Source organism: Haemophilus parahaemolyticus (assembly GCF_018373095.1).
In the GTDB taxonomy this organism is placed as follows: domain Bacteria; phylum Pseudomonadota; class Gammaproteobacteria; order Enterobacterales; family Pasteurellaceae; genus Haemophilus_A; species Haemophilus_A parahaemolyticus_A.
In genome coordinates this window covers 1-10705 of the sequence record NZ_JAHAHT010000060.1, presented here as the reverse complement: position 1 = coordinate 10705, position 10705 = coordinate 1, and the positions used below count along the sequence as shown (strand labels likewise).

The 10705-nt window shown below is 45.5% G+C and carries 17 protein-coding genes and 2 pseudogenes; 17 read left to right on the top strand and 2 right to left on the bottom strand.

The features are described from left to right. The 16 genes and pseudogenes from KH943_RS06785 to KH943_RS06715 all read left to right on the top strand — a co-directional run. Nucleotides 1–360: pseudogene (locus KH943_RS06785) on the top strand (phage tail tape measure protein); the annotation flags it as partial. A 51-nt stretch (nucleotides 361–411) separates the two neighbouring features. Then, the gene (locus tag KH943_RS06780) at nucleotides 412–612 is read left to right on the top strand and encodes a hypothetical protein (RefSeq protein WP_304109318.1); all 201 of its coding nucleotides are present in this window, start codon (nucleotides 412–414) and stop codon (nucleotides 610–612) included. Further along, nucleotides 590–1039: a hypothetical protein gene (locus KH943_RS06775; protein WP_304109316.1), complete on the top strand. Its 450-nt coding sequence runs from the start codon at nucleotides 590–592 to the stop codon at nucleotides 1037–1039. The genes KH943_RS06780 and KH943_RS06775 overlap by 23 nt, the downstream gene beginning before the upstream one ends. 111 nt (nucleotides 1040–1150) lie before the next feature. Next, complete coding sequence (locus KH943_RS06770) at nucleotides 1151–1603, top strand: phage baseplate assembly protein V (protein WP_304109314.1); 453 nt, start codon at nucleotides 1151–1153, stop codon at nucleotides 1601–1603. Next, a complete protein-coding gene (locus KH943_RS10225) occupies nucleotides 1587–1688 on the top strand; it encodes a hypothetical protein (RefSeq protein WP_438359828.1) in 102 nt (33 codons plus the stop codon). Before KH943_RS06770 ends, KH943_RS10225 begins: the two co-directional genes overlap by 17 nt. Then, nucleotides 1688–2020, top strand: coding sequence for a GPW/gp25 family protein (locus KH943_RS06765; protein ID WP_304109311.1), 333 nt, complete (start codon nucleotides 1688–1690; stop codon nucleotides 2018–2020). Before KH943_RS10225 ends, KH943_RS06765 begins: the two co-directional genes overlap by 1 nt. After that, on the top strand, nucleotides 2017–2931 hold the full coding sequence (locus KH943_RS06760) for a baseplate assembly protein (RefSeq protein ID WP_304109308.1): 915 nt from the start codon (nucleotides 2017–2019) through the stop codon (nucleotides 2929–2931). Before KH943_RS06765 ends, KH943_RS06760 begins: the two co-directional genes overlap by 4 nt. Then, complete coding sequence (locus KH943_RS06755; RefSeq protein ID WP_304109305.1) at nucleotides 2924–3496, top strand: phage tail protein I; 573 nt, start codon at nucleotides 2924–2926, stop codon at nucleotides 3494–3496. Before KH943_RS06760 ends, KH943_RS06755 begins: the two co-directional genes overlap by 8 nt. Nucleotides 3497–3527: 31 nt before the next feature. Further along, the gene (locus KH943_RS06750; RefSeq protein ID WP_304109302.1) at nucleotides 3528–4874 is read left to right on the top strand and encodes a phage tail protein; all 1347 of its coding nucleotides are present in this window, start codon (nucleotides 3528–3530) and stop codon (nucleotides 4872–4874) included. Between the two features lie 82 nt (nucleotides 4875–4956). Further along, on the top strand, nucleotides 4957–5700 hold the full coding sequence (locus KH943_RS06745) for a hypothetical protein (RefSeq protein WP_304109300.1): 744 nt from the start codon (nucleotides 4957–4959) through the stop codon (nucleotides 5698–5700). Beyond that, the gene (locus KH943_RS06740; protein WP_304109297.1) at nucleotides 5679–5975 is read left to right on the top strand and encodes a DNA helicase UvrD; all 297 of its coding nucleotides are present in this window, start codon (nucleotides 5679–5681) and stop codon (nucleotides 5973–5975) included. Before KH943_RS06745 ends, KH943_RS06740 begins: the two co-directional genes overlap by 22 nt. 92 nt (nucleotides 5976–6067) lie before the next feature. Beyond that, complete coding sequence (locus KH943_RS06735) at nucleotides 6068–7252, top strand: phage tail sheath protein (RefSeq protein WP_304109294.1); 1185 nt, start codon at nucleotides 6068–6070, stop codon at nucleotides 7250–7252. A gap of 64 nt (nucleotides 7253–7316) precedes the next feature. Then, on the top strand, nucleotides 7317–7823 hold the full coding sequence (locus KH943_RS06730) for a phage major tail tube protein (RefSeq protein WP_304109291.1): 507 nt from the start codon (nucleotides 7317–7319) through the stop codon (nucleotides 7821–7823). Nucleotides 7824–7846: 23 nt separating this feature from the next. Then, nucleotides 7847–8152 (top strand): phage tail assembly protein, encoded by a 306-nt coding sequence (locus KH943_RS06725; protein ID WP_304109288.1) that lies wholly within the window; start codon nucleotides 7847–7849, stop codon nucleotides 8150–8152. A gap of 11 nt (nucleotides 8153–8163) precedes the next feature. Then, nucleotides 8164–8295 (top strand): GpE family phage tail protein, encoded by a 132-nt coding sequence (locus tag KH943_RS06720; protein ID WP_368493495.1) that lies wholly within the window; start codon nucleotides 8164–8166, stop codon nucleotides 8293–8295. Nucleotides 8296–8369: 74 nt separating this feature from the next. Then, nucleotides 8370–8807, top strand: coding sequence for a phage tail protein (locus tag KH943_RS06715; protein WP_304109286.1), 438 nt, complete (start codon nucleotides 8370–8372; stop codon nucleotides 8805–8807). Here KH943_RS06715 and KH943_RS06710 read toward each other — a convergent pair. Beyond that, nucleotides 8804–9163 carry a hypothetical protein gene (locus KH943_RS06710; protein WP_304109283.1) on the bottom strand — a complete coding sequence of 120 codons (360 nt, stop codon included), beginning with the start codon at nucleotides 9161–9163 and terminating at the stop codon, nucleotides 8804–8806. The genes KH943_RS06715 and KH943_RS06710 overlap by 4 nt on opposite strands. A 69-nt stretch (nucleotides 9164–9232) precedes the next feature. Here KH943_RS06710 and KH943_RS06705 point away from each other — a divergent pair, with 69 nt between their 5' ends. Beyond that, nucleotides 9233–10438 carry a phage late control D family protein gene (locus tag KH943_RS06705; RefSeq protein ID WP_304109280.1) on the top strand — a complete coding sequence of 402 codons (1206 nt, stop codon included), beginning with the start codon at nucleotides 9233–9235 and terminating at the stop codon, nucleotides 10436–10438. 172 nt (nucleotides 10439–10610) lie between these two features. Here the strand turns inward: KH943_RS06705 and KH943_RS06700 are convergent. Continuing rightward, nucleotides 10611–10705: pseudogene (locus KH943_RS06700) on the bottom strand (type I glyceraldehyde-3-phosphate dehydrogenase); the annotation flags it as partial.

Below are 10705 nucleotides of genomic sequence, written 5' to 3'. Positions count from 1 at the left end.
GCAGGTATTGTCCATCGTGGCGAATATGTAATGACCAAAGAAGCAACCAGTCGCTTAGGTGTCGGTTGGCTAGATCGCCTGAACTACGGTGGCAAACTGGGTGCAACGGCAATGCTTGGTGCATCGGTTGCAGTAGCTCAACCTCTTAAAGTGGATAATCGACCAGCACTACGTCAACAAGCGGTCGGATTTTCTGCCTCTTCTGCAAACCCTGTTGTGAACATTACCGTTAATGCACAAGCAGGAATGAACGAACAGCAGCTTGCCCAATATGTGGCACGCGAGGTGGCAAAAGCGATTCAACAAGAACGCTACAGACAGCAAACCCGTGAGCGTTCAAGTTTGTACGATAGAGGTTGATCATTTATTCAGCTTTGCATACAATGCCCTCAATCAACGGAGGGCATTATTATGCAAATGAACAAAAATGAGCGTAATGTGATGACATCACCGAATGCACTTTTTATTCGTGAAATCATTGACAAAACACAGTCTATTCAAGGCGAAAGAGTCATCGGGAAAAATCAAGAAGACATCAAAGCGAGTGTACAAGCAATCTTAAAAAAACAACGCCAACAGGTAGAAAATAATGCTAGAACGCAAACATATTAAATTTGTTGAAATCCATCATCTTTTTACACAGATTAGTCTTGCACTGGGTTTTACAGAGCAAGATATTGAAGAACATTCTGCCAATTTAGCTGAACTGATTGCATTATGGCAACAGCAAGAATTTGTTGAGATTTATGTTGAGAATAAAGACCGTCTATTTGGGCGAGCTAAAGACAGCAGTCTTGCATATGGTGCATCTCCTTATTATATCGGGCTTTATCACGCACGTTTAACGTATAAAGAGAATGATCCGCTTGTAGTGCTTACCTTTAATTATGAAGATAATCCAGAACAAACCACTGTTTCCGTTCGTTTTATGGCTGATCACGACATTTTATTTGGTTCAAAAGAAGAGAAATTCATTCAGCAACGAATGAAAGATATTCGAAAACGAATTGATGATTTTATCCAATTAGGTAATAAATAATCAAAAGGGCGGAAGCCCTTTTTTGTTATCCCCACTTTTACACCCTCCCACACTTTCCCAAATTTTCTTCCTCTTGCACACTATCGCTATTTAATTTGAGCGAGAAAATCAATGAACCGAGAACAAGAAAGACGGCTAGATAACGTGCTACGTTTTGGCACGATTTTAGAAGTTGATTACCAAAAGGCGACTGCCCGTGTGCAGTCGGGCAACATTCAGACCGATTTTTTGCCTTGGATTACCCTGCGTGCAGGCGATGTGCGAATTTGGTCGCCCCCGAAAGTAGGCGAACAAGTGCTGGTGCTTGCCGTCAGTGGCGAATTTAACACAGGCGTGATTTTGCCCGCCCTGTTTGCTAGCAATGCTCCGAATGATTCGCCCGATGAGTGTAGCATTCATTTTCCTGATAATACTGTTTTGAAGTACAACTTTGCAAGCGGTCATTTTTCGCTAACGGGTTTCAAAACGGGTGATATTCAGGCATCAGGCGAAATTAACATCACTTGCCCAACCGTGAATATCAACGGTAACATCAATATTCAAGGCAGTGTTACCTACAGGTGATATGGTTGCAAACGGCATCAGCCAAATCAACCACAAGCACGGCAATGTGCAAAGTGGTGTGAGTAAAACAGGAAAACCTGAATAATGAACCGACAAACAGGCGAAGCATTAACTGATGAAACCGCCCATATCAAGCAATCCATCGCCGATATTCTGCTGACTGCAAAAGGCAGTCGAGTAATGCGACGTGATTATGGCTCGAACCTCTACCGCTTAATTGACCGCCCGATTTCCTCTGGGCTTTTATTGCAACTCTCGTGTGCGTGCGTAATGGCTCTTAAACAGTGGGAACCACGCATTACCGTCAACCGCTTTTCGATTCGGTTTGATGCCGAAAACGCTCGTTTTTTAGGCACGCTTGAGGCGACAATTAAGCGAACGAATACGAAATTGACCGCAAATGATTTATTGCTATGAGTGAAATTATTGACTTAAAAAACCTCCCTGTGCCCAAAGTAGTACAGGCACTCGACTACGAAACCTTACTCGCCAATCGCAAGGCGAAGTTTATTGAGTTGCAACAAACCGACAATGAACGGCAACATTGGCAAGCACGGCTACAGTTAGAAAGCGAACCCGTTTTAAAACTATTGCAAGAAAACGCCTACCTTGAATTGTTGTTGCGATCGCAGATTAACGAATCAGCCAAAGCGGTAATGTTAGCCTATGCCACAGGCTCAGATTTAGACCAACTGGGTGTGCTGTTTGGCGTACAACGTTTACTGATTCGCGTGGAAGACTTAACCGTTAACCCACCCGTTACGGCAGAATATGAAGATGACGAACGTTTTCGCACGCGGATTCAAATGTCATTGGAAGGGCTAACCACAGCAGGCAGTCGTGGTTCATATGAGTTTCATACGCTTTCGACATCGTCCAATATCAAAGACGTGAACGTGGCAAGCCCAACACCAGGCACGGTGAAAGTCACACTCCTTTCAACCGAAGGGCAAGGCTCTGCTGATGTTGAGCTGATCAATGCCGTGAAAGCCAAACTCAATGCCGAACACATTCGCCCACTCACCGATACGGTTCAAGTGGAAAGTGCGGTGATTTTGCCGTATCAAATCCAGGCAGTGCTTACGCTTTATCCATCTGTATTGGAAACGGTGGTGCTAGAAAACGTTAATCAAGCCATCAACCGCTATGTAAAAAAACAACATTTATTAGGCGTAGATATTACTCGCTCAGGCGTGTTTGCCGCCTTACACCAAGAAGGCGTGCAAAACGTGCAACTTAATCAACCGCTTGCTGATATTGTGGTGCAACCGCATCAAGCTGCTTATTGCACAAGTGTGAGCGTAACCGTCGGAGGGCGGAATGAATAGCCCAATTAGCTTATTACCAAACGGCTCAAGCCAACTGGAAAAACAGCTTTCGCACACTTTTTCGTACATTAGCGACATTCCTGTGCCGATTCATCTCCTTTGGAGTGCAACACATTGCCCCGAATCACTTTTGCCTTGGTTGGCGTGGTCTCTTTCGGTGGAGGAATGGGACGATGAATGGAGCGAGCAAAGCAAACGAAACGCCATTCTCAACAGCATTCACATTCACAAATACAAAGGCACGATTTCCGCGATTCGACGTGTTATGCGTGCTGTGGGTTTTGGTGAAGTTGATATTATCGAAAATCAAAGCTTAAAAACGTGGGACGGCTCTCAAACCTTTAACGGCTTGGCATTTTTCGACCACGAGCCAATGCACTGGGCGGAATATAAAATCAGCCTAAAACAGCCGATTACTGTTACCGAAGCAGAACAGGTTAAACGCATCCTTGCCGATAACGTGCCTGCACGTTGTCATTTACTGGCGTTTAAATTCGACCAAGCAGGTCACCGCTGGAATGGCGAAATTGCCTTTGATGGCAACTTCACTTTTGGTGAGGTTTAACGAAGCTTAGCCAATTTTAACAGGAGAAACTATGGGAAAAATTACTGAGCAACAACAATGGGAAGAAGATATTTATCTCATTGAAAAACAAGATAAGGTGCTGGGCGGAGAGCTTGGCGTAATTAACATTCAAGCCAAACAGCTTGCCAATCGAACCAAATATTTAAAAGACCAAGTAATCACCATCAACCAAGACCGCACAGGCTACGCCCCAAAAACCAGCCCTGCATTCACGGGCATACCCACCGCACCAACGGCTGCAGCAGGGACGAATAATACACAAATTGCGACCACGGCGTTTGTGAAAACGGCGATTGCAGCCACCAGTGCGGCGGTGCAGCATAAGCAGCTTACTGAGTTACTCCCCAACAGCAGCACGCGACGCTGGCAATCCGCCCTGCCCAACGAACTACCGTTCGGCACGGTGATGGGTTTTTCACAACGCTCTATCCTGAATACCAACGATAAGACTTACAGCGGTTGGGGGATGGTGAGTCGAACACACCCGACAGATGCAGCCGCGAGTGTGCGATTCGGTATCAACTTCGGCAAGTTCTATGTGCAGCAAGCCAAAAGCGATACGGAGTGGGGCAAGGCGACCGAAGTAGTGATGGCTCGTACGCTCACCGCTGAGAGCCTGAATGATGTCACTAATTTGGGTGTTTACTGCCAAACTGACACCTCCCTAAGTACCGCTGCTCGCAACTACCCTGAAACGCAAGGCGGCACATTGTGGGTCAGCCCAGCGACAGACGGTGTGCTGCAAGAATACACTGTTAATAATGGGCATAAATATGTGCGGAGCAATCCTAATGGTGCATGGGGAGCTTGGCAGCGCGTAGATGCTGTTGATTTAACTGATGCTCTCATCGGCGTGCCAATCCCTCACCCACTTTCTACTGTGCCTGCAGGTTGTCTTGCAATGAACGGGCAACGGTTTGATAAATATCGCTACCCAAAACTGGGGCAAAAATATCCATCTGGCGTCTTGCCTGATTTGCGTGGGGAGTTTATCCGTGGTTGGGATAATGGGCGAGGTGTAGATGCGGGGCGTGGGGTTTTGACGACACAGGGGGATGCAATTCCATCCACATCATTTGTTGTCGTCTCAAATGATTTCGGCGGATATGAAGGTAGCTATGCTCGTACAAGCAATGTAGAAATTGTCAATAATACTTATAGTTCAAAACCAGGAGAAGGTTGGGTCAATCTTGATAATAAAGATGTAAATTATCGATATGAACGAGCCTATAGACTCGCACAAGGGACATCTAGCTCCTACACTTTTTGGGATTTACATTCCAGAATTTCATTTGGTTCAGGCAATGAAGTTCGCCCACGCAACATCGCATTCCACTACATCTGCCTAGCGGCTTAACCCGTAGGGTGGGCTTTAGCCCACCGCAATCCTTATTTTAGCTAAATTGGTGGGCTAAAGCCCACCCCTACAAGGAAACAAGATGATTCAATTTAACGAAGACGGCTTTGCCGAAACCAGTGGTAAAATCACCGTTTACTGCACCGACAATCAAGGCATCTACAGCCACAGCACCACCGAATATGTGAGCGAAGGCGGCAGCCTTGCTTCTGGCAGTTATTTAGAAGAACCACCGCAAGCCAAACAAGGCTTTGTGATTGTGCGTGAAGAAAACGGCTGGGAATACAAGGCAGACCATCGTGGCACTTATTATTCCACCGAAACAGGCGAGCAAATCGAACATACAATGCTTGGCGAATTGCCGCAAAACTTAACCCAAATCCCACCGCTTGCTGAGCCTTGCAAATGGAATGGCACAGAATGGGTGAAAGATGAAGTGAAGATTGCCGAGCTATTTACGCAACGCAAAGAAACCTTACTCGCCACGCTTGCCAATAAAGCCGATACGCTTAAATCGGGCTTACTGGTGGGCTACCCACAAACCGAAATTGAAAGCTTCTATCGCCAAGAGAAAGAAGCACTTGCCAAACAAGCGAACCCAAAAGCTGAAACGCCGATGTTGGAACAAATCGCCCGTGTGCGTGGTGTGCCACTGGATATGCTAATTAGCAAAGTGATTGAAAAATCCTCTCAGTTTGCTGTGGCAATTGGCATCATTATTGGGCAACGTCAGGCATTTGAAGACCGCTTGATGACGATTGAAACGCTAGAAGCATTAGAACAGTTAGAACAGGAGGTAAACGAATGGCAATTCCAAGCAAATTAAAACGCTATGGCTATCACGTGATTATCGCCTTAGACCAACTGTTTAACGCCTTAACGGGCGGTGCGGCGGATGAAACACTTTCCAGCCGTACTTATCGTAGGGCGGTTTTGGCAAAAGAGCCTAAAAAACGCTGGTGTGTGCTGTATCAATTGATTAACACCCTCTTTTTTGATTCGAACCATTGCAAGGAAGCCTATGAAAGCGAGGTGTCAGGCAAACAGCACGATGAGCGGTTTGAGGTGTTGCATAAACACAAAAATAACCGCAAGCAATAGTCCTCTGTTATCCTCCCTTTCACACTTCCAACCGCTCGCCTTTTGAGCGGTTGTTTTTTAAAGTTATCTCCACCTTTTAAAAGCAACAAGAGATGACTTATGTCCATTTTAGACACCACTCCTTATGCGGGGTTGAGGTTATCGAACTCAACACAGGTTCGCAGAACATCAAAACCGTTGCCACCTCTGTGATTGGCGTGGTTTGTACTGCAGATGATGCAGATGAAAGCACCTTCCCCCTTAATACCCCTATTTTAATTACCGATCCGCTTTCAATGCTTGAAAAAGCAGGCAAGAAAGGTACGCTCAAACGCACGTTAAATGCGATTGGAGGTACTGTTAAAACACCTACAATCATTGTTCGTGTTGCTGATTCTGAGGAAGAAAGCACCTTAACAGCGAACATTGTGGGGACACAAGAAAACGGGCAATACACAGGCTTGAAAGCCTTATTAACAGCACAATCCACCGTATTTTTAAAACCAAAATTGCTTGCTGTGCCGAAGTTAGACAATCAAGCGGTTGCCACCGAATTAATCAGCATTGCAAAAAAACTCAATGCCTTTGCGTTTATCTCCGATAACGGTGCCGAAACCAAAGAGAAAGCGGTTGAATATGCACGCAATTTTAATGCCCGTGAAGCGATGATGATTTGTGGTAACTGGAAATCTTTTGATACCGACAAAGCTGCATACGATACCGATTATGCGACTGCCCGTGCGGTTGCCTTGCAGGCGTACATTGACAAAACACAAGGCTGGCACAAAAATCTTTCGAACGTAGTCTTAGATGGCGTAACAGGGGTCACAAAACCTGTGAGCTTTGATATCAACGAATCCAGCACTGATGCTAATTTCTTAAACGAAAAGAACATCACTGTCTGCCTAAATTATGAAGGCTTCCGTTACTGGGGTTCACGTACTCTTTCAAGCGACACTCGCTGGGCGTTCCAACAAGCGACCCGCACAGCACAAATCGTAAAAGAAACCTTAGCAGCAGCCCATTTATGGGCGATGGATCAGCCAATGACGGTCGGGCTGGTAAAAGACATCTTGGAAGGCATTAACAACAAATTCCGTCAATGGAAAGCCGATGGCAAAATTTTAGACGGGCGTGCGTGGGTCGATGAAAAATCGACAGGCGACGTGCTGAAAAGTGGCAAGTTACTCATTAAGTATGACTATCACTGGGTGCCGAGCTTAGAAAGTTTAGGCTTTACCCAAATTGTGAATGATGAATATGTGATGGATTTAGCCAACGCTATTGCAAAACTCTAACCGAATTTGACCGCTTGCTTGGTTACTAAAATGAGCCAAGCAAGCCTAACAAGGACTATAGACTATGGGCTTACCTCGTAAACTGAAAAATTTTAACCTTTCCGTTGATGGCACCAGCTATTTAGGCGAAGCCACCGAATTTACTCAACCCAAATTGACAATGAAACTCGAAGAGTTCCGTTCAGGCGGAATGAATGGTGCGGTTGAAGTCAATATGGGGATGGAAAAACTGGAAGCTGAATTCAAAATCGGTGGGCACGATAGCGATTTAATGTCACTTTTCGGTGGCACAATCAACGGCACAATGCTGCGTTTTAGCGGGGCATACCAACGTGATGATACTGAAGAAGTCGATGCGGTCGAAATTGTCTGCCGTGGACGTGTGAGCGAAATTGACGAAGGCAACAGCAAATCAGGCGATGACACCGAACACACCTACAAACTCAGCTTGACCTACTACAAAAAAACCGTCAATGGCACGGATTTAATTGAAATCGACAACCTCAACAACGTGTTGATGGTCAACGGTAAAGACCGTTTAGCTGAAATCCGTCGTGCGATGGGCATTTAATTTAACAAACAAAGGACAAAAAAATGACAAAAACCGTGACCCTTGCTCAAGGTATTTTACGTGGCGAAAACCGCATCACTGATATTACCGTGCGTAAACCACTGACCAAACAATTACGTGGTGTGAGCATCTCTCACTTAATTGAGATGAACGCAGATGATTGGCAAATCGTGCTACCACGCGTGACCACGCCAAAAGTGGATAAAGTCGATTTTGCTCAAATGACCGTGACCGACTTTACCAAGCTATGCAGTACAGCAGCCGAACTGATGTTTGAAGATGCAGAAGAAATTGATGCAGATGAAGACAGCACGGGAAAGCAAGACTAATTCCCGAACAGGTGGACGATGCCATTGCCGACATTGCCACCGTGTTTCACTGGTCGCCCGCTGCTTTTGACAAAATGACGATTTTTGAACTTGCCGACTGGCGAGAAAAAGCACGGGCAAGAGCGGAAACTGAAAATCCATAACCTTACCTCTATGATCAAGCGGTCGTTTTTGTAATCCCCTTTGCAAATTTGACCGCTTTTTTTAAGGAAACATTATGCTACAACAAACTGCAATGATGGCGTTGGGCTACTTTGTCTTTATGCGTTCAACGCTGCCTTACCAAAGCACCTCTCGTGAAATGAGTTGGAAACATCCACAAAATAGCGTGGTGGGGGCAATGCCTCGCAGTCAATTTACGGGCAAAGAAAGTGAAACAATGGAAATCTCGGGCGATTTATACCCCGAACTCACGGGCGGGAAATTATCGCTGTTGGCGTTAGAGATGATGGCTGAAGCAGGCGTGCCGTATCCGCTGATTTCTGGAGAGGATTTTTTGATTCACGGCTGGTTTGTGATCACCAACATCAGACGGGAAGAAACCGTGTTTTTACCCGATGGCACACCACGCAAAATAAGTTTTACCCTGTCATTACAACGGGTAGATGATTCTATTTTAGGCAGTTTAATCGATTCTGTGGAAAGTTTGCTTTAATAACGCTGATATTGAATGGACGCACGCCCGTTTTTGATGAGCTGACGGCAATTAAGGTGTTCGACAATCATAATCGCCAACGGCTCATCATTTGGAAAATAGCTTGCCATAATCATTTTGTAATCGACCAACGACCGTGTTTGTGGATTTTTGCACAGTTTGAGCAGCGTTTGATTAAGGTCTTTTTGCTGATAACGGCTATTGGCAAAGCCGAAACTAAACACACCTTGTTCTTCCGTCGTCCAACTACGCAAATGCCCCTCGCCCACCGCTTCACGAATCGGGCGGTCATTCATTGCAAAGGCTGGCTGAACCAAAGCAGGCAGTAAACCGAATAACACTAAATATTTTTTCATTTTGAATTCCTCGCTGATTGAATGTGGCTTACTTTGCCACCGTTGAGCAAAAAATAAAAGAGAAATGCTATGTTTTTTACCCAAAACCACCGCACACCCGCTTTTCATTTAAGCGTTCGTCCGAAAAAGAGCGGGCAGAAAGGCGAATCAAAAGACATTACCACCCTTGTTTCTAACCGTCTGATTTCCATCACTCACACCGACAATCGCGGTTTTGAAGCGGACACCCTCGACATCACGCTTGACGACAGCGACGGTGCATTGAGCTTGCCGAGCCGTGGGGCGATTTTAACCTTTGGGATTGGCTATCAAGACATGCAACTGATCAGCAAGGGCGAATTTATTGTGGATACCGTCAGCCACGAAGGTGCACCTGATGTACTGCACATCACGGCACAATCTGCCGACGTGGTAGGCTTGGCCAAAGAGCGTAAAGAGCGGAGTTTTCACAAGAAAACCGTGGGCGAAATTGTCAAAGCCATTGCAGCCGATTTACAGCTAGAACCTGTGGTGAGCAAACAATTTGCCAATGAAATGATTTCCCACCAAGACCAAACCAACGAAGGCGATTTAAACTTTCTCACTCGTCTTGCCGAAGAGTTCGATGCCATTGCGACCATCAAAAGCAAACGGCTGCTATTTGTGGCACGCGGTCAAGGCGTGACGGCAAGCGGTCAAGAAATTCCAACGTTTTACTTAACCCGCAAAAGTGGCGATACGCACCATTTTACGATTAACGAGGCGGGCAATTACAAAGCCGTCAAAGCCTACTGGCACGACAAAGCGACAGGCAAACGGGATTTTGTGATTTATGATGCCAACACCACCGAAGCGAAAACTACACAAGCCACCACAAGAAAAAAGACCAAAGTCAAACGTGATGCGAACGGCAAGATCATCAAAGGGACAGATGGCAAAAGCATCAAACAAACCACCTACACGCTAGGCAAGGGCAGAAAGGTAACCGTATTCAAACAAAGCCAACCGATTACCTCTGATAGTGAACAGATACTTTTTCTTAGCCACGAATACGCCAGCAAACAATCGGCAATGCGAGCCGTCAAAGCGAAATTCGCCAAACTCAAACGTGGCACAGCGGCATTTAGCCTTAAAATTGCTCAAGGCGAACCGAACCTAATGCCCGAAATGCCCGTCACCGTGCAAGGCTTTAAACCCGAAATCGACAGCACCGAGTGGATAGTCGTACGTGTCACGAATGAATTGAGTAAAAAGGGAGGGTTTACGACGGAGGTGGAGATGGAGTTGAAAGGGTAAAAAAAAAGCCCTTGTGTGAGGGCTTATTTTAACGGATTTTTAGCAAGTAATATGCGAATGATATGATTTATAATCGCCACTTAATCGCCACTCAAAAACAAAAACGCCTTGCATTTTACTGCAAGACGTTGATTTTAAAGGGTTTTTAAAGCGTTAAATTTCGCTTTAGATATTAGCCTTTGTAATTGTAAACGTGGGCTACTAAGTCTAATACTTTGTTTGAGTAACCAGTTTCGTTATCGTACCAAGATACTAATTTAACGAAAG

Excerpts from the sequence above, each read along its gene's own strand:
- KH943_RS06780 (WP_304109318.1), top strand. The coding sequence starts at position 412 with ATGCAAATGAACAAAAATGAGCGTAATGTGATGACATCACCGAATGCA.
- KH943_RS06775 (WP_304109316.1), top strand. The coding sequence starts at position 590 with ATGCTAGAACGCAAACATATTAAATTTGTTGAAATCCATCATCTTTTT.
- KH943_RS06770 (WP_304109314.1), top strand. The coding sequence starts at position 1,151 with ATGAACCGAGAACAAGAAAGACGGCTAGATAACGTGCTACGTTTTGGC.
- KH943_RS06765 (WP_304109311.1), top strand. The coding sequence starts at position 1,688 with ATGAACCGACAAACAGGCGAAGCATTAACTGATGAAACCGCCCATATC.
- KH943_RS06760 (WP_304109308.1), top strand. The coding sequence starts at position 2,017 with ATGAGTGAAATTATTGACTTAAAAAACCTCCCTGTGCCCAAAGTAGTA.
- KH943_RS06755 (WP_304109305.1), top strand. The coding sequence starts at position 2,924 with ATGAATAGCCCAATTAGCTTATTACCAAACGGCTCAAGCCAACTGGAA.
- KH943_RS06750 (WP_304109302.1), top strand. The coding sequence starts at position 3,528 with ATGGGAAAAATTACTGAGCAACAACAATGGGAAGAAGATATTTATCTC.
- KH943_RS06745 (WP_304109300.1), top strand. The coding sequence starts at position 4,957 with ATGATTCAATTTAACGAAGACGGCTTTGCCGAAACCAGTGGTAAAATC.
- KH943_RS06740 (WP_304109297.1), top strand. The coding sequence starts at position 5,679 with ATGGCAATTCCAAGCAAATTAAAACGCTATGGCTATCACGTGATTATC.
- KH943_RS06735 (WP_304109294.1), top strand. The coding sequence starts at position 6,068 with ATGACTTATGTCCATTTTAGACACCACTCCTTATGCGGGGTTGAGGTT.
- KH943_RS06730 (WP_304109291.1), top strand. The coding sequence starts at position 7,317 with ATGGGCTTACCTCGTAAACTGAAAAATTTTAACCTTTCCGTTGATGGC.
- KH943_RS06725 (WP_304109288.1), top strand. The coding sequence starts at position 7,847 with ATGACAAAAACCGTGACCCTTGCTCAAGGTATTTTACGTGGCGAAAAC.
- KH943_RS06715 (WP_304109286.1), top strand. The coding sequence starts at position 8,370 with ATGCTACAACAAACTGCAATGATGGCGTTGGGCTACTTTGTCTTTATG.
- KH943_RS06710 (WP_304109283.1), bottom strand. The coding sequence starts at position 9,163 with ATGAAAAAATATTTAGTGTTATTCGGTTTACTGCCTGCTTTGGTTCAG.
- KH943_RS06705 (WP_304109280.1), top strand. The coding sequence starts at position 9,233 with ATGTTTTTTACCCAAAACCACCGCACACCCGCTTTTCATTTAAGCGTT.